The organism is Sphingomonas sp., assembly GCF_032114135.1.
Classification (GTDB): domain Bacteria; phylum Pseudomonadota; class Alphaproteobacteria; order Sphingomonadales; family Sphingomonadaceae; genus Sphingomonas.
In genome coordinates, this window is sequence record NZ_DAMCTA010000001.1 from 1,872,310 (window position 1) to 1,890,283 (window position 17,974).

Below are 17,974 nucleotides of genomic sequence, written 5' to 3' on the forward strand. Positions count from 1 at the left end.
AAAATAGTTCCGCAGCCTCCGGCACCATTAAACTCCGACAAGTATTTTTTTTACCTCTTTTACGCGATATCTAATTCTTGCCGGCGTGTTAGTACCACTTCGGACTGATTTTTCAAATTCGTCGTCCTTGAACAGATCCTTGGTCATATTGATAACCTTGGCAGACTCAGCCCTAGCTCTGAAAAACTGTGGTTCAGTTATGCTAGCTGCAGCGATCATTTGAGCATCGTACATCCCAGCGAGAGCCTGATCTCGCCAGCCATTTCCTTCCGGACGTTTGAAGGCAAAGTTACCCCAAATCGCACGGACGCGGTCAATCGTGCTGTTAAATAGCTCCCGGACTTCAATTAGCTCAAGCTGTGATGGCACTCTCCGAACATTCATAAAGTGGTCCATTTCGCGGACTAAGCTGCCACTGAAATTATCAATAGACCGATAGAGTGCCAAGAATCTCAGAACATATTCGGCATCCGTCATATCTCTATAGGCAGCCGCCTTCACGTTACTTATTTTTAGTTGTTCACAAAGAAAATCATTTTTAGCTAATTGATATATCTCATCGTTCAAGGGGCCCCGGAAAGCAACGTTTCGTATTTCCTGAGCGTTTAGTGCCTCGCCGCCACGATTGAGGCGCAAGAACACTTCATATTTAAGCGCTGGGTCGGTCTGCTTTAGAAGAGTCACCACCCTCAAGAACGGACGAAGCCTTAGGGCGTTTTTAATCTCATCGGGTAGGTCAATAAATTTCATGCCTTCAGCCTCTTCAATTCGCTCGAGATTTTTGAGCGCGAATGAATTGTGCATGAAATCAGATATTGCCCTTAGCCTCTGCTTCCCGTCGATAGCTGTGTAAGTTCCGTTATCTTCTTCAGAGAGATAGACCGGCGGTACCGGAACATTGAGCAAAAAAGACTCAATGAGAGCAGACTGCTTGTCAGCAGACCACCGTTCTCTTCTTTGAAATCCTGGCTGCAGATCGATCCCGTCGGATCGAACCATGTCGGCCAAAGTGCCGAGCGGCAAATCAGCCGTTTGAACCACCAACTTGGATTGTGCTTCCCGAAAGCTACTAATCAAGTTTGTTGACATTTTAATCCTTCCGTTGATCACGCTATTAGAGAGATCGCTGGGGAGCAAGTCCTCGATCATCTCTCAATCCCCCGCAAACCCAAACGCCGTAACCCCGCGCTCCCGCTCGCTACCCGCCGCTGCTCGCCCCGCAGGCGCCGCCGAGCGCTGCGGACACGCAGGCCGCGTACACGCCCGGCACCCCAGCCCGATCGGCGCGGCCCGCCCCGCCAGGTCCACCCCGCGCGCCGCCGCCAGCGTCCCCGCCTCCGCCGCCGGCAGGCCCAGCGCGATCACGAAGCGCGGGCGCACCCCGCCCGCCACGCCGCCATGCGGATGCACGCAGCGCGCGATGGTGAAGGCGCGCGCGCCGTCCTCCAGCTCGACGAGCTGCACCGCCGTCTCGTCGGTCCGCGCGAAACCGTCATAGGCGTTCCACAAGGGGCACGGCACCGCCGCCTCGACCAGCGCCGATCCGCTGGCGCCGGCATAGCGTTTCGATACCTGCCCGGCGCGATCGAACCGCATCAGGAAGAAGGCAAGGCCCCGCGCGCCCACCCGCTGCAGCGTCGTCAGCCGGTGCGCGACCTGGGAGAGGCTCGCGCCGAAGCGCCGCTGGAGCAGCTCCAGGTCATAGCCGCTGGCCTCGCACGCGCGCAGGAAGCGGGCATAGGGCATCATCACCGCGGCGGCGAAATAGGCGGTGAGGTGGCGGCGGAACAGCCGCGCGGCCACCCGGTCGAGCTCGGCGCCGCGGACCAGCGCCTCGATCTCGTCGCGCGCCTCCACCGCTAGCTGCTCGGCCAGCGCAAAGGCGCGCGCGCTGGGATCGAGCGCCTCGGAAAGCTGCAATTGCCGCGCATGCAGGTCCAGCCGCTTGAGGGTATCGACCATCACCTCGGCGGGCAGGATGCGCACGGCAAGCTGGTGTTTCACCCGCAGCCGATCGGCCATCGCGCCGTACGGCTCGCCGGCCATGCGCAGTTCGTCGGCCAGCGCCTCGGCGGCGGCGTCGAGATCGGCGAAATGGTTGCGCCAGCGCTCGATCGCGCGGCGGACCTGCTGGCCGGGGTCGGCGCCGCCTGGGGCGGGCGCGGCGCTGCCGCCCATCCGGTCATAGGCGCGGGCAAAGGCCTCGGCGCCGTCGGGGGCGGCGGCCAGCCATTCGCCCAGCTGGTGGCGATCGACGGGGATGTCGGCGAACAGCGGATCGGCCAGCCGCCGCCGCAGCGCCTCGGCCCCGCCGCCGGGCTCGGCCGCGGTGAGGCGGCGGGGATCGAAGTCATAGGTCTCCGCCAGCTTGAGCATCAGCGAGGCGGAGACCGGCCGCTGGTTGCGCTCGACCAGGTTGAGATAGCTGGCCGAAATCTCCAGCGCCTCCGCCATCGCCGCCTGGGTGACGCCGATCTCGAAGCGGAGCCGCCGGATGGCGTGCCCGGCGAAGAGTTTGCGTTCGGCCATGGTCGTGTCCTGCTCCTTCTACATTCCTCCCCGGAACGGGGAGGGGGACCGCCGCCGAAGGCGGGGGTGGAGGGGCCGCGCCGCAGGCGCGGTGGTCCCGCGCCCGCACCCGCACCGCCGCTAAGCGCGGCGGCCCCTCCACCACGCCGCTGGCGCGGCGCGGCCCCCCTCCCCGTGCCGGGGAGGAATTTGCCGCTGTCCTACACTAGAAGTTCTTGATACGTTCCGGCCCACGCACCACCATCAGGTTTGTAAATACTTTACACCGCAACAAGGGAGTCCCGCAACCTACCACACACCCCCACGCTGTGCGAAGACGAAGTTGAATTCCGCACGAGCCTAAACTTTCTAAACCTATCCACACAAGGTTCAGGCAGTCAGTCAAGGAATTCACAATGTCCCAGTCGCTTGGTTTCGAGGATCTGGTCCCCGCCCCCGCCGGGCGGTTCGAGGGCATCAAGCGCCCCTACACGGCGCAAGATGTCGCAAAGCTGCGCGGCTCGCTGCCGGTGGAGCACACGCTGGCCCGCCGCGGCGCGCTCAAGCTGTGGGAGCTGCTGCGCACCGAGGACTATGTCCATGCGCTGGGCGCCTTGTCGGGCAACCAGGCGATGCAGATGGTCCGCGCCGGGCTGAAGGCGATCTATCTGTCGGGCTGGCAGGTCGCGGCGGATGCCAACACCGCCGGGCAGATGTACCCCGATCAGTCGCTCTACCCGGCCAATGCCGGGCCGGAGCTGGCGAAGCGGATCAACGCGACGCTCCAGCGCGCCGACCAGATCGAGCATATGGAAGGCGGCGCGACGCGCGACTGGTTCGCGCCGATCGTGGCGGACGCGGAGGCGGGCTTCGGCGGGCCGCTCAACTGCTTCGAGATCATGAAGTCGTACATCGCGGCGGGTGCGGCGGGCGTGCATTACGAGGACCAGCTCGCCAGCGAGAAGAAGTGCGGCCACTTGGGCGGCAAGGTGCTGATCCCCACCCAGGCGCATATCCGCAATCTCGATGCGGCGCGGCTGGCGGCGGATGTATGCGGCGTACCCACGGTGATCTGTGCCCGCACCGATGCGGAATCGGCCAAGCTGATCACCTCGGACGTCGACGAGCGCGACCACCCGTTCCTCACCGGTGAGCGGACCCCCGAAGGGTTCTTCCGGCTGAAGGAAGGCACCGGCGTCGACCATTGCATCCAGCGCGGGCTTGCCTTTGCGCCGCATGCCGACCTGCTCTGGTGGGAGACGTCGAAGCCCAATCTCGACGACGCCCGCCGCTTCGCCGAGGCGATCAAGAAGGCGCATCCGAACAAGATGCTGGCCTATAACTGCTCGCCCAGCTTCAACTGGGAGAAGAACCTGGACAAGGACGACATCGCCCGCTTCCAGCGCGAGATCGGGGCGATGGGGTACAAGTTCCAGTTCGTCACCCTCGCCGGCTTCCACAGCCTCAACTACGGCATGTACGAGCTGGCGCGCGGCTATCGGGATCGCGGCATGGCGGCCTATTCGGAGCTGCAACAGGCCGAGTTCGCGGCGGAGGCCGAGGGCTATACCGCGACGCGCCACCAGCGCGAGGTCGGCACCGGCTATTTCGACGCCATTGCCCAGACCGTAGCGGGGGGCACCAGCTCCACCACCGCGCTCGCCGAGAGCACCGAAGCCGCCCAGTTCACCAGCGAAGCAGCGTAAAGGAGAGCATGTCATGTCGAACGAACCGCAGCGCAGCCGCGCCGTCTTCTCCACCGAGGATTTCCGCCTGCTCCGCGAGGCCGTCGGGGCCCATCTGCAGGCGGTGAAGGACAAGCCGGAATCGGTGAAGTTCTCCAACCTCTACCACCGCTTGGGCCGCGTGGCCTGACGTCTTTCCTGGGGAGGAAAGGATGCCCGCCGGGTCGAGGACCTGGCGGGCATTTCCCGTGTCACTCGGCCCGTGCGCCGAGCTGCGCCAGCCGGGCGGCATGCTCCGCCTTGCCGAAGGGAAAGCGCCGGTAGAAGAACGCGGCGATCGCGCCGAGCAGCAGGTAGACGGCGCAGAAGATCAGCGTGAACCGGTCGATCACCGCCTCGGGCACGGTGCCGGGCTTGGCCCCGTCGGGGAAGCCGGAGAAGGTGAGGATCAGCCCGGTAACGAAGATGCCGAGCCCGCTCGAGCATTTCTGGACGAAGAAGAAGCCGGCGAAGAACACGCCCTCGGAGCGGCGGCCGGTCGTCACCTCGGAATGTTCGACCACGTCGGCCAGCATCGAGGCGCCGAGCATGGTGGAGGAGACCGCGAAGGTCGCGTTGACGGTGAAGATGGTGAACAGCACCGGCAGCAGCAGCGGGTCCCCCGGCGCCGGGAACAGCCCGACGAGGCGGAGGACATAGGGGGCGACGAGCAGGAGCACGGCGAACACCATCGCCATCGTCGCCGCCTGCGGTTTGCCCATCCGCCGGGCGAGCCGCGGCGCGATCAGGAAGGCGAGGACGACGCCCAGGAACAACGTCGCGCCGAGCAGCTGGAAGGCGAGGTTCCCGAAGCGCCAGACATGGGCATAGAGATAGTTGGACATCGAGAAGCTGATGCCCTGCGCCACGAAATAGGAAAGCGCCGCCGTCATCAGCACCAGAAAGGCCGGGTTGCGCAGCGTGGCGAACAGCTCGGCGATGCTCTGGCGGAGCGGCTGGGGCGCGATCTCCACCGGCGGCAGGTTCTTGATCTCGCGGTGGGTGCCCAGCGCGGAGCTGAGGATCGCCACCACCATCAGCGCCGCCCCGCCGATGGCGAAGCCCGGGTAGCCCGCGCGATCGAACTGCCCGTGCGGCTGGCCGACGCGCTCGGCGAGGAACCAGCCATAGGAGAGCATCAGCATCGCCATGCCCCCGCCCCAGCCGAACAGGAAGCGGTACGCCATGATCCGCGTGCGCTCCTCATAGTCGGAGGAGAGCTCGGGACTGAGCGCCTGCGACGGCACCTCGAAGGCGGAGACGGCGGTGCGCACCACCACGGCGGAGACGAACAGCCAGCCGAGCAGCGCGTGCTGGCTCCAGGCAGGCGGATTCCACAGGAACAGCCATCCCACTGCGATCGGCAGCCACGCCGCATACATCCAAGGATGGCGACGGCCCCAGCGGCTGCGGGTCCGGTCCGAGAGCATGCCGATTGCCGGGTCCACGAACGCGTCGAACAGCAGCGCGCACATGATCACAAAGCCGACCTGCGCGGCGGGCAGCCCCACCACCTGATTGTAGAACAGCAGCAGGAAGGTGACGAAGCAGAAGTCCTTCACGCCGTACGCCGCGGCGCCGAAGCCATAGGCGAGCATCGTCGGCGTCGCCACGCGCCGGCTTGGCGGTACGGGCGGAGTCTCGGCGGTGCGACCGGCCATCAATCTGTTCTCCACTATGTCCCCCGCGCTCTCCGATACAGGTGCCAGGGCACCCCGGCAAACGAAACACTTTGGAAGATCGGGTACGGCTTGCAGCTCGCCATTCAGCCGTTATACCTGCCGGCAATTAGAACCGAGAGGATGGCCATGGCCCTCGAACCCGAGCTGTTCGACGCGCTGATCGACACGGTCCGCCGCTTCGTTGCCGAGCGGCTTCGCCCGCTGGAGGCCGAAGTGGAAGCGGCCGATGCGATCCCCGACGCGATCGTCGAGGAGATGAAGACGCTCGGCCTGTTCGGGCTGTCGATCGCCGAGGAGCATGGCGGACTGGGCCTCACCATGGCCGAGGAAGCGCGGGTGGCGATCGAGCTGGGGCGCACCACGCCGGCGTTTCGCTCGGCCTTCGGCACCAATGTCGGCATCGGCAGCCAGGGCCTGGTGATCGCCGGCACGCCGGAGCAGAAGGCGCACTGGCTGCCGAAGATCGCCCGTGGCGACATCGTCACCAGTTTCGCCCTGACCGAGCCGGATGTCGGATCAGATTCGGGATCGGTGAAGACCCGCGCCGTGCGCGACGGCAATCTGTACCGGCTGAGCGGCACCAAGCGCTACATCACCAATGCCGACAAGGCGCAGTTGTTCACGGTGATGGCGCGGACCGGCGAGGAAACCGGCGGCCGCGGCGTCTCCGCCTTCCTCGTACCGCGCGACTTGCCCGGCGTCTCGATCGGCGAGCCCGAGAAGAAGATGGGGCAGAAGGGCGCGCGGGTCGCGGATGTGACCTTCGAAGACGTGCCGGTGCCAGTCGAGAACCGCCTCGGCGCAGAGGGTGAAGGCTTCCGCATCGCGATGCAGGTGCTGGACCGGGGAAGATTGCACATCGCCGCGGTGTGCGTCGGCGTGGCCGAGCGGCTGATCGCCGACTGCGTCACCTATGCCAGCGAGCGCAAGCAGTTCGGCAAGCCGATCGCCGAGCACCAGCTGATCCAGGCGATGCTGGCGGATTCGAAGACCGAGACGCTCGCCGCCCGGGCGCTGGTGCTGGAGACCGCCGCAGCCAAGGATGCAGGCAGCAACACCACGATGGAAGCGGCAGCGGCCAAGTATTTCGCCAGCGAGATGGTCGGCCGCGTCGCTGATCGCGCGGTGCAAATCTTCGGGGGCGCCGGCTATATCGCCGATTACGGGATCGAGCGGCTGTATCGCGATGTGCGGCTGTTCCGGATCTATGAGGGCACCAGCCAGATCCAGCAACTGATCATCGCCCGCGAGACGCTGAAGCGGGGTGGATAGTCGAAGCCCTCTCCCCACCGGGGAGGGGTACGGGAAGGGGCAGTCTGCAACACGAACCACGGGGCCGGATTGGAGAGACTGCCCCTCTCCCCGGCCCTCTCCCCGATGGGGAGAGGGAGTTTGGCATGGACGTAGCTTCGCTGTTTCGCCTCGACGGCCGGGTGGCACTGGTGACTGGCGGGTCGCGCGGAATTGGGCGGATGATCGCCGAAGGCTTCGTCGCCTCGGGCGCGAAAGTCTATGTGTCGTCGCGGCGGGCCGAGGCCTGCGAAGCCACCGCCGCCGCGCTGGGGCCGGATGCCATCCCGCTGCCGCATGACGTCTCCACCGTCGAGGGCTGCCGCGCCCTCGCCGCCGACCTCGCCGCACGCGAGCAGCGCCTCGACATCCTCGTCAACAATGCCGGCGCGGCCTGGGGCGAGCCGTTCGAGCGCTTTCCCGAAAAGGGCTGGGACAAGGTGATGGACCTCAACGTGAAGTCCCCCTTCTTTCTGACGCAAGCGCTGCACGACCTGCTCAAGGCAGGCGCTTCCGCCAACCACCCGGCCAAGGTGATCAACATCACCTCGATCGACGGCCAGCGGCTCAATGCGTGGGAGACCTACAGCTATCAGGCCTCCAAGGCGGCGCTGATCCACCTGACCCGTCGCATGGCCGCACGGCTGGTGCGCGACCAGATCCACGTTACCTCGATCGCCCCCGGCGCCTTTCCCAGCGACATGAACAAGGCTGCGCGCGACCATGGCGGCACCGTGGCGCAGGCGATACCCGCCAAGCGCATCGGCGTCGCCGAGGACATGGCGGGCGCGGCGATCTTCCTGGCCAGCCGGGCGGGGGATTATCTGGTCGGGGAAACCGTCACGGTCGACGGCGGTCTGGTCAACGCGTCGCTTGGGGCGAGCATCGACGGCTGATCCGCCGATGCCCGCCTGAACGTCAGCGCGCGATGTCGCCCGCGGCGAGCACCGCCAGCGTCACCAACTCGCTGGCAGTGGAGGTCATCGGCGCGATCTGTACCGATTGCTCCATGCCGATCAGCATCGGGCCGATGGTGGAGTCGCCGCCCAGCTCGCGAAGCAGCTTGGCCGAGATGTTGGCCGACTGCAGGCCCGGCATGATCAGGATGTTGGCAGGGCCCGAAAGGCGCGCGAACGGATAGTTGGCGAGCAGCTTCGGGTTGAGCGCCACGTCGGGCGCCATGTCGCCTTCATATTCGAACGTCACGCCGCGGGCGTCGAGGACCTTCACCGCGTCGCGGATATTGTCGATCCACTTGCCCTCGGGATTGCCGAAGGTCGAGTAGCTGAGCAGCGCGACGCGCGGCTCGTGTCCCATGCGGCGGGCAACCTGCACGGTGCGCTCGGCGATGTCGGCCAATTCGTCGGCGCTCGGACGCTCGCTCACCGTCGTGTCGGCGATGAAGACGGTGTGCGACTGGCCGACCAGCACGTGGATGCCGAAGGGCGTGCGGCCGTCGACCGGATCGATCACGCGCCGCACTTGGCGCATCGTCTCCGCATAGGTGCGGGTGACACCGGTGATCATCGCATCGGCATGGCCGAGGCGGAGCAGCAGCGAGCCGAAGATGTTGCGGTCGCGGTTGACCATCCGCTCGCAGTCGCGGTGCAGATAGCCGCGCCGCTGGAGGCGCTTGTACAGCGTCTCCACCATCTCCTCGACAAGCGGCGAGTTGACGCTGTTGTGCAGTTCGAAATGGTCGGGATTGGCGCCGAGCGCGCGGAGCTGATCGAGCACCGACTCGCGGCCGACCAGCACGGGCGTGCCATAGCCGCCTTCCTGGAAGGCGATCGCGGCGCGCAGCACCACTTCTTCCTCGCCCTCGGCGAAGATGACCCGCTTGGGTTTGGCACGCGCGCCCTCATAGGCCATGCTGAGCACCGACGTGGTCGGGTTCATCCGCGCGCGCAGCTGTTGGCGATAGGCGGTCATGTCGATGATCGGCCGCGTCGCCACGCCCGAATCCATCGCCGCCTGCGCCACTGCCGCCGGAATGATCTCGATCAGACGCGGATCGAACGGGGTCGGGATGATGTAGTCGGGGCCGAAGCTGTGCGAGGTGCCGTAGGCGGTCGCGACTTCCTCGGGCACCTGCTGGCGGGCGAGCTCGGCCAGCGCGCGCGCGGCAGCGACCTTCATCGCATCGTTGATCCCCGTCGCGCGCACGTCGAGCGCGCCGCGGAAGATGAACGGGAAGCAGAGCACGTTGTTCACCTGGTTCGGATAGTCCGAACGGCCGGTGGCGATGATCACGTCCGGCCGCACCCGCTTGGCCTCGGGCGGCGTGATCTCGGGATCCGGGTTGGCCATCGCGAAGATGATCGGCTTCGGCGCCATCTTCTCGAGCAACTCGGCCGGCAACGCATTGGCGGCGGAGAGGCCAAGGAACACGTCGGCACCATCCAGCGCCTCGGCCAGCGTGCGCCGGTCGGTCTTGGCGGCGTGGGCGGACTGCCACTGGTTCACGCCTTCGCGACCCTGATAGATCACGCCGGTGCGATCGCACATCAGCAGATTGTCCTGCGGCAGGCCCATCGCCTTGATCAGCTCGGTGCAGGCGATCGCGGCGGCGCCGGCGCCGTTGACGACGATCTTGGTCGTCTTGAGGTCGCGGCCGGTGAGGTACAGCGCGTTGATGATGCCGGCGGCGGCGATGATCGCAGTGCCGTGCTGGTCGTCATGGAAGACGGGAATGTTCATGCGCTCGCGCAGGGTCTGCTCGATCACGAAGCATTCGGGGGACTTGATATCCTCCAGGTTGATGCCGCCGAAGCTCGGCTCCATCAGCTCGACTGCGTCGATGAAGCGATCGACATCCTCGGTCTTCAGCTCGAGATCGATCGAGTCGACATCGGCGAAGCGCTTGAACAACACCGCCTTGCCTTCCATCACCGGCTTGGAAGCCAGCGCGCCGAGATTGCCGAGGCCCAGGATAGCGGTACCATTGGAGATCACGGCAACAAGGTTGCCCTTGGCGGTGTAATCATAGGCGGTGGCCGGGTTCTCGGCGATCGCCAGCACCGGCACGGCGACACCGGGCGAATAGGCAAGCGCCAGGTCGCGCTGGGTCGCCATCGGCTTGGAGGCGACGATCTCGATCTTACCGGGGCGGCCCTCGGCGTGGTAGCGCAGCGCCTCCCGATCGGAAAACTGGACGTTGCTCTCTTCGGCCATCCGCTCGGCTCCTAACTTCGTTGGCTGTTTGCGCCCCTAAAGCAGCCCGGGCCGGCGAATGCAAACCACAGAAGGCGACTTCCGTGGTTTCCCCTACGTCCGAGGCTCGGGACGAACCACGTAGATTGCGCTCTTTCCGGCATGCCAGACGAGCGTCAGGCGCGGGTCTGCGCGCCCCGGCGGCAGCTGCACATCGATCAGCCAGAGATAGTCGATCCGCTCCAGCGGCAGCGTCGGCAGCACCTGCGCGATGGTATGGCGGCCGCGGCCCGCCCCGGTGGTGCCGACGCAATCGGCGGGCGAGACGAGTTGCGATGGATCGGTGGTGAAGCCCGGGGGCGCCAACCGGGATTCCAGCAGATGGACCGACTTCACCGCCCAATGCGCGTTGACCCAGGCATCGCGCTCGAGCGTGACGAGATTGGCGAGGTGGGTGGTCCGCGGATTGCGCCACGCGCGCGCACCGCAATCGGCCAAGGTGAGGTTCAGCACCCGGCTCCCGCGCGCGAGATGGTCAAGCGCCTGCAGCTCGCGCTGATAGCGCTGGCCGTAGCCGACGAAGCTCGCCGTGGTGACGCCGAAGCGCAGCATCAGCAGCAGTACCCCCGCCGCCGCGACCCAGGCGCGTGGGCGACGGTGCACGCCGCTCCAGTTCTGGAACGCCAGCGCCAGCATCATGGCGGGTGCGATCAGCCGCGCATCGACATTGGCCGTGCCCGAAAGCTGGTAGGGCGCCGCCAGGAACAGGGCGAAGCTGGCCCAGACCGCCAGCCTGCCGCCGCACGCCAATCGCGCGCCGCGCAGCCACCCGAACAGCAGCACCGCGAAGGCTGCTCCCAGGCTCGCCAGGTCGAACGCCATGTTCTGGTCGCGCAGCATGTTGAACAGCGCATCGATCTTGCCGGGGAAATCCCAGACGGTCTTGCCCCCCTTCTCCCCACCCGCCGACAGCAACACTGGCACCGCGACGAACAGGAACGGCCAGAGTCTGGCGGCGAGCGCAGCGAGACCGCGCGGCTGCCACCAGCGGCCGATGCGTTCTGCCTCCCAGGCCGCGACCCAGAGCAGCAGCAGCGCGCCGCCTTCCCCGTGCCCCAGAAACAGCGCGGGGGCGAACAGTGCGAAGACCAGTGCCCGCACCGCCGGCCGCCGCGCCAGCGCCATCCACAGCGCCCAGCTGCACAGCGACAGCGCCGCGCTCAAGGCATAGTTGACGAAGCCCCACAGGAACGAGTCGTTGTAGACGAACAGCAGCGCGAACGGCAGCGCCGCCGCCCCGCCCGGGTTCAGCCGCCGGGTTACCGCCAGCAGCCCCAGCACGGTCAGCGCCGGCACCGCCGCGCAGACCAGCCACATCGCCGCCACGGGCCCCAGCAGCGGGTGCAGCGCCTGGACGATCAGGTCCGCCCCCAGGTTGAGCGTCGGCCGCCACGTGAAGACGAAATAGCGGTGGAGGATGTTCTCCGCCGGGGCCAGCTGCACCGCGAACCGCCCGATATGCCCGGGCACGTCGACCAGCGGCGGCACCCGCACGAACAGGAAGGGCAGGATCGACAGCAGCGACAGCAGCAGGATCCAGTGCCAGCGCAGCACCGCTGCCTTGCCCGTCTGCGCGGAAAAGAAGGTCATGGCCCCGCGCCTTATCCCCAGTTTCCACCAGCGTCACCCCATGGCCGTGGCTTGTGCCGCCCCCCGCGCTTCCGGTAGCGAGGGCCGATGTCCTCTGCCGCCCCTACCCCGATGATGGCCCAGTATCTCGCGCTCAAGGAAGAGGCGGGGGATTGCCTGCTCTTCTACCGCATGGGCGACTTCTTCGAGCTGTTCTTCGAGGATGCTAAGACGGCGAGCGCGGTACTCGACATCGCGCTCACCTCGCGCGGCGAGCATGAAGGCGACAAGATCCCGATGTGCGGCGTGCCGGTGCACGCGATGGAGGCCTATCTCGCCCGGCTGATCAAGGCCGGCCACCGCGTCGCCATCGCCAACCAGACCGAGACGCCTGAGGAGGCCAAGAAACGCGCCGGATCGAAGGCGCTGGTCTCCCGCGCGATCATCCGCGTGGTGACGGCGGGCACGCTGACTGAGGAAGCGCTGCTCGACAGCCGCACCGCCAACTGGTGCGTCGCGGTGGGCGAAGCGGGCGGCGGCGTCGCGATCGCCTGCGCCGACATTTCCACCGGTCGGTTCGAGCTGATCGAGACCGACGCGGCGCGGCTGGGTGCCGAGCTCGCGCGCCTGAACCCCGCCGAGACGATCGCCTGCCACGCGACCGAGTTCGCCGAACTGGCGACGGCGCTCCGCCCCAAGCTCGATTTCGACAGTGCGGGCGGCGAGGCACGCCTGAAGCGGCTGTTCGGCGTGGCGACGCTCGACGGCTTCGGGCAATTCTCGCGCGCCGGATTGGCAGCGGCAGGCGGGCTGGTCGCCTATCTGGACCATACCGCCAAGGGGTCGCTCCCCTTCCTCCGCCCGCCGCGCGTCAGCCGCGCCGAGGCGGCGATGGCGATTGATGCAGCGACCCGCGAGAGCCTAGAACTCACCGTCAGCACTGCCGGCGCGCGCAGGGGCAGCCTGCTCGACGCGGTCGACCGCACCGTGACCGGCGCTGGCGCCCGCCTGCTGGGCGCCGATATCGCCGCGCCGCTGATGGATCGCGCTGCGATCGAAGCGCGGCTCGACCTCGTCACGCTGTTCCACGACGATGCGGGATTGCGTGACAGCATCCGCGCGACGCTGCGCGCGCTGCCCGATATCGGCCGCGCGCTCGGCCGTCTCGCCGCAGGGCGCGGCTCCCCTCGCGATCTCGGCCAGCTCCGCGACGGCCTCGACGGGGCCTGGCGGCTGGGCGAGAAGCTTGATCGTCTCGCCGACGCCCCCGTCCTGCTCCGCGAGCTCGCGCCCCAGCTGCGCGGCCACGGCGCACTGATCGACCTGCTCAGCCGTGCGCTCGTCCCCGAGCCGCCGGTCGACGCCGCGCATGGTGGCTATATCGCGGAGGGGTATGACGCCGCGCTCGACGATCTGCGCGATGCGGGCGCCGGCGGACGCCGCGCCATCGCGCTGCTCGAAGCCGAGTATCGCAGCCGCACCGGCATCACGACGCTCAAGATCCGCCACAACGGCGTGCTCGGCTATCACATCGAAGTGCCGGCCCGCTCGGCTGACTCGCTGATGAAGCCCGACAGCGGCTTCACCCATCGCCAGACGCTGGCCGGTGTCGTCCGCTTCAACGCGCCGGAGCTGCACGACGTCGCGGTGAAGGTCACCCAGGCCGGCGCCCACGCCCTCGCCGCCGAGTCCGCGCATCTGGAAGACCTGACCGGCCAGGCGCTCGCCCGCCGCGAGCCGATCGCGGCGACCGCCGATGCGCTCGCCCGGATCGACGTCGCCACCGGCCTTGCCGAACGCGCAGCCGAGGGCGGATGGGCCCGCCCCGATCTGGTCGAGCATAGCTGCTTCGACATCGAAGGCGGCCGCCATCCCGTCGTGGAAGCCGCCGTGGCGCGCGCTGGCGGCCGCTTCGTCGCCAATGACTGCAGGCTCTCCGAGGACTCGCGCCTGTGGCTAGTCACCGGCCCCAACATGGGCGGCAAATCGACCTTCCTCCGCCAGAACGCGCTGATCGCGGTGCTGGCGCAGGCCGGCAGCTATGTCCCCGCCACGCGCGCGACATTGGGGCTGGTCGACCGCCTGTTCAGCCGCGTCGGCGCCTCGGACAATCTTGCGCGCGGCCGCTCTACCTTCATGGTCGAGATGGTCGAGACCGCCGCGATCCTCGCCCAGGCGACCCCGCGCAGCTTCGTCATCCTCGACGAAGTCGGCCGCGGCACCTCGACCTATGACGGGCTCGCCATCGCCTGGGCCGTGGTGGAGGCGATCCATGAAGAAAATCGCTGCCGCTGCCTGTTCGCCACCCATTATCACGAACTGACCCGGCTGGCCGAGCGCTGCGACGCGCTCACCCTCCACCATGTCCGCGCCCGCGAATGGAAGGGCGAGCTGGTGCTGCTCCACGAGCTGGCGGACGGCCCGGCCGATCGCAGCTACGGCATCGCTGTCGCCCGGCTCGCCGGCATGTCGCCCGCCACGGTCAAGCGCGCCGAGGCGGTGCTCGACAAGCTCGAGGCCGGGCGCGCCAAGACCGGGGGCCTCGCCGCGGGCCTCGACGACCTGCCGCTCTTCGCTGCCGCCGCGCAAGCCGAGGAAGAGAAGGTCGATGCGCTGCGCCACGAACTCGATGCGCTCGACATTGACGCGCTGAGTCCCCGTGACGCGCTGGACGTGCTGTACAAGCTGAAGGGCCTTGCAAGGGACGCATGAGACGGGGCCCCCAACCGCTTTCGACGTAGTCTGCGCCGCTTCCGTTTGATCGCCCCGCCGACCCCAAGATTGGGCGGCATTACTGGCAGAGCATCTTTTCCCTCGGCCCGGCCGGATCCCGCTTCCGCTAGCGCAGGTCAGGCAGCGGCGCGTTCCATGTGCGCCTCGAGGAACGCCGCCGCGTCCTCCGCCGGCAAGGGACGCGAGAACAGATAGCCCTGATATTCGTGGCAGCCGAACAGGCGCAGAAAACTCTGCTGCAATTCGTCCTCCACCCCTTCCGCGGTTACGCCGATGCCGAGCGACTGGCCGATGCCAAGTACGGCCTGAATGATTGCCCGCGCGTCTTGCGAGCTGCCCAGTTCCCGGACAAAGCTTTGGTCGATCTTGACGCGATCGATCGCCAGCTTGTGGAGATGCGACAGGCTGGAATAGCCCGTCCCGAAATCGTCGAGCACCAGCTGCACGCCGGTTTCGCGCAACCGGATCAACGCCAGTTCCACCCCGGCGTCCACCGCCAGCATCGTGCTTTCGGTGACTTCGAGCTGCAATTGGCGCGGATCCATGCCGTGGCGGGCAAGGATTGCAAGAATGCGGCCGGCAATGTCGGGACTGCGCAGCTGGATCGGCGACAGATTCACGGCCAGCGATAGCGCCGGGAAGCGCACCATCATCGCCACCGCGCGATCGAGCACCCATTCGCCGAGCGGCACGATCAGCCCGCTGGCCTCCGCGATCGGGATGAAGCGCAGCGGTGGGATCATGCCCTGTTGCGGATGGTCCCAGCGCACCAGCGCCTCGACGCCGACGACTCGGTGACCGCCGGCGTCGATCACCGGCTGATAATGGACATCGAGTTGGTCGCCCGCAGCGATCGCGGTGCGCAGGTCCACTTCCAGCGTCCGGCGCGCATGCACTTCGCCGGCGAGGGCGGCGTCGTAGAGGCGGAAGGCATTGGCGGGCTGGCGCTTCGCCTCGTAGAGCGCGAATTCGGCGCGACGATGCAGTTCGTCCGCGGACAGGCCAGGTTCCGACCAGGCGCAGCCGATCGAGACGCCCAGCGTCACCGCCCCCGCGGGCCCGACGAGCGGCGCGTCGAGCAGCGCGAGCAGCCGCCGGCATGCCTGTTCGGCCGCTTCCGCGTCCTCGCAATCGTCGACCAACACCGCGAAACTGTCGCCGCCGGTCCGCGCAACGCGGTCCGACCCGCGGGCGTCGCCCGCGAGCCGGTAGGCGAAAGCCCGAAGCAGGGCATCCCCGACGCCATCCCCAAAGGCGTCGTTGATGTCCTTGAACTGATAGAGGTCGATCAGCAGCAGCGCGGGTGCCCGATCGGCCAGCGCTACCGCCAGCGTCTCGTTGAGCGCGGCGCGATTGGGCAGGCCCGTGAGGGCATCGTGATAGGCGAGGTGGCGAATATGCGCCTCCGCGGTGCGCAGCGGCGTGATGTCGGTGAGGATCGTCAGCACCAGCGGAGTCTCGCCGATAAGGATTCGGCGGCGGCGCGTGACGACGTCGCGGCGCGTGCCGTCATGGCCGTCGATCACTTCCTCCGTCTCCAGATCCTCGCCGGTTGCGAAAACTTGGGCGTGTTCGGCCGTGAAGCGCGCGACCTGGTCGGGCGAAAGATAGGCCGCGATCGGGGTCGCGAGCCAATAGGCCCGGTTCTGCCCGGCGAGATCGCAAAAAGCCTGGTTCACTTCGACGATGCGATCGTCGCGATCGATCAGAAGCACCGGCGAGGGCAATGCCTCCAGCATCGTGCGCATACAGGCGCCTAGCGCCGCGTCTGCGTCTCCCTGCTCTGCCTGCTGCATCGGGTGCTCCGCTGCCAAATTCCCTGGAGCATGCGGCTGTGCCCTGCCGACTCGGGTTCTGCCTAGTTGGGGCATATCCATATCGGAAGCGTCACTTTCCGCTAACCATTGGACGTGGCCTGGAGGCGGAAGAAATAGGCGCAAAATGAAAGAGGCCGCCGGGCCCCAATCCTGGGTACCCGGCGACCCCCAACATGGTCAGCGGCCGGAGAGCTCCAGCCCGGGAGACCATGCGGACCGCATTACCTGCAACTGCCGGCGTTGATTGGAGGAGAATACCTCCCGGCGGCACTATGGATGGAGGGCTTCCATCCACGCGGCAGGATCAGCGGCGCGTCTCCCGAACGAACTGAACCGACCTCACTGCTGAACCATGAGACATCGGATCACCTCCTTTCGCTTGTTGAAGAGCCTGTGCCTCTCGACACACTTGACATGTAGGATGACCCCGAGTCGCAGAACAAGTCTTGTAAAAGATTTTTATCGGTGCGATTCTGGAAGTCTGGGCCGAAGCGACGCGCCGCGTTGCCCTATTTGCGGCAGTCCTCCACCACCCGCAGGATCTCCGGCCAGGCCGGAGTCACCAGCACCGGCAGGCCGCCACCCTCGATCACGAACCGCCCGCGGCTGAAGCCCAGCGCGTCGAGGAAGCTGTCGTTCGCGGCGAAGGCCATGGCGAGCATGCCGGGCGCGCTTGCGTCCGGTGTCGCGGGCACGGCCCGGACGGCGCTGGTGGTGCGCAGGGTGAGTGTCGTCGGCGCCGTGCCGGTGCGCGACAGCGTCACGCGCCGTGCCGCCATGTCGCAGCGCAGGATCGCAAGCGGCGCGCCGCCGGCGACGCCATAGGTCGCGGTACCACCCCGATAGCGCCAATCGCCGGGGGTCAGCGGCCAGTCGCGCCAGTCCGCGCCGATCGTCGGCTTAGATACGGGCGGCGGCGGGGGCGCGGGCACCGGGACGGGCCGGGGCGCAGGCGCGGGCGGCGGCGTGGAGGGAGCAGGCACGCAGCCGGCGAGCGCGACGAGGCCGACGCCGGCGAACAGGGAAAGCAAACGCATGGCCAGGCTTATGGACGCGTGCGGGGGGCGGCTCAACCGGTGGCTGCAGCGATCACGACGGAACGCAAGCTGGCGGCGACACGCGGGGCGTCAGGCGGCGAAGCGGGCCGCATAGAGTGCCGGACGGTAGCGCGGCTCCGGGATGGGCAGGCCGTTTGCGCGCGCGGCTTCGATCCATCCTTCCGTGGCCTCCCGGACATTGGCCAGCGCGGCCTCGGGGGTGTCCCCCTGCGTGGTACAATACCGCAGGTCCGGGACGTCGGCGATCCAGCACCCATCCTCGTCGGACCAGAGCAGATTGATGTGGTAATGCGGCTCGCTCACTCTTCCATACTCAATCCGGACTCGGCGACCATATCAAGAAACTGGCGAGTCTGATGCAAGCCGCCCGCGGCTGCCTG

At 67.1% G+C, this 17,974-nt stretch carries 13 protein-coding genes; 5 read left to right on the forward strand and 8 right to left on the reverse strand.

Going from position 1 to position 17,974, the window contains the following annotated elements; translation table 11 throughout:
- Positions 1 to 27: 27 nt before the first annotated feature.
- Complete coding sequence (locus RT655_RS09025) at positions 28 to 1,149, reverse strand: DUF262 domain-containing protein (RefSeq protein ID WP_313536229.1); 1,122 nt, start codon at positions 1,147 to 1,149, stop codon at positions 28 to 30.
- Positions 1,150 to 1,152: 3 nt separating this feature from the next.
- A complete protein-coding gene (locus RT655_RS09030) occupies positions 1,153 to 2,529 on the reverse strand; it encodes a short-chain fatty acyl-CoA regulator family protein (protein WP_313536230.1) in 1,377 nt (458 codons plus the stop codon).
- A gap of 395 nt (positions 2,530 to 2,924) precedes the next feature.
- Here RT655_RS09030 and aceA point away from each other — a divergent pair, with 395 nt between their 5' ends.
- On the forward strand, positions 2,925 to 4,214 hold the full coding sequence (aceA, locus tag RT655_RS09035) for an isocitrate lyase (RefSeq protein ID WP_313536231.1): 1,290 nt from the start codon (positions 2,925 to 2,927) through the stop codon (positions 4,212 to 4,214).
- Between the two features lie 13 nt (positions 4,215 to 4,227).
- Entirely contained in the window at positions 4,228 to 4,383 is a 156-nt protein-coding gene (locus RT655_RS09040) for a hypothetical protein (RefSeq protein WP_019367690.1), read from the forward strand.
- 61 nt (positions 4,384 to 4,444) lie between these two features.
- Here RT655_RS09040 and RT655_RS09045 read toward each other — a convergent pair whose 3' ends face one another.
- Entirely contained in the window at positions 4,445 to 5,893 is a 1,449-nt protein-coding gene (locus RT655_RS09045; protein WP_313536233.1) for an MFS transporter, read from the reverse strand.
- 147 nt (positions 5,894 to 6,040) lie between these two features.
- Here RT655_RS09045 and RT655_RS09050 point away from each other — a divergent pair, with 147 nt between their 5' ends.
- Entirely contained in the window at positions 6,041 to 7,186 is a 1,146-nt protein-coding gene (locus tag RT655_RS09050; protein WP_313536234.1) for an acyl-CoA dehydrogenase family protein, read from the forward strand.
- A 125-nt stretch (positions 7,187 to 7,311) separates the two neighbouring features.
- The gene (locus RT655_RS09055; protein ID WP_313536235.1) at positions 7,312 to 8,100 is read left to right on the forward strand and encodes an SDR family oxidoreductase; all 789 of its coding nucleotides are present in this window, start codon (positions 7,312 to 7,314) and stop codon (positions 8,098 to 8,100) included.
- A 22-nt stretch (positions 8,101 to 8,122) separates the two neighbouring features.
- Here RT655_RS09055 and RT655_RS09060 read toward each other — a convergent pair whose 3' ends face one another.
- Together RT655_RS09060 and RT655_RS09065 are read right to left on the reverse strand one after the other, a co-directional pair.
- Positions 8,123 to 10,378, reverse strand: a complete 2,256-nt coding sequence (locus RT655_RS09060) for an NADP-dependent malic enzyme (RefSeq protein WP_313536236.1) — start codon at positions 10,376 to 10,378, stop codon at positions 8,123 to 8,125.
- 93 nt (positions 10,379 to 10,471) lie between these two features.
- Entirely contained in the window at positions 10,472 to 12,007 is a 1,536-nt protein-coding gene (locus tag RT655_RS09065; RefSeq protein WP_313536237.1) for a hypothetical protein, read from the reverse strand.
- A gap of 111 nt (positions 12,008 to 12,118) precedes the next feature.
- Between RT655_RS09065 and mutS the strand changes: the two genes are divergently transcribed.
- Entirely contained in the window at positions 12,119 to 14,698 is a 2,580-nt protein-coding gene (gene mutS / locus RT655_RS09070) for a DNA mismatch repair protein MutS (protein WP_313536937.1), read from the forward strand.
- Positions 14,699 to 14,835: 137 nt separating this feature from the next.
- Here the strand turns inward: mutS and RT655_RS09075 are convergent, their stop codons facing one another.
- The 3 genes from RT655_RS09075 to RT655_RS09085 form a co-directional block, all read right to left on the reverse strand.
- Complete coding sequence (locus RT655_RS09075) at positions 14,836 to 16,467, reverse strand: sensor domain-containing phosphodiesterase (RefSeq protein WP_313536238.1); 1,632 nt, start codon at positions 16,465 to 16,467, stop codon at positions 14,836 to 14,838.
- Positions 16,468 to 17,045: 578 nt separating this feature from the next.
- Positions 17,046 to 17,573, reverse strand: coding sequence for a hypothetical protein (locus tag RT655_RS09080; protein WP_313536239.1), 528 nt, complete (start codon positions 17,571 to 17,573; stop codon positions 17,046 to 17,048).
- A gap of 90 nt (positions 17,574 to 17,663) precedes the next feature.
- A complete protein-coding gene (locus RT655_RS09085; RefSeq protein WP_313536240.1) occupies positions 17,664 to 17,897 on the reverse strand; it encodes a type II toxin-antitoxin system HicB family antitoxin in 234 nt (77 codons plus the stop codon).
- Between the last annotated feature and the right edge of the window lie 77 nt (positions 17,898 to 17,974).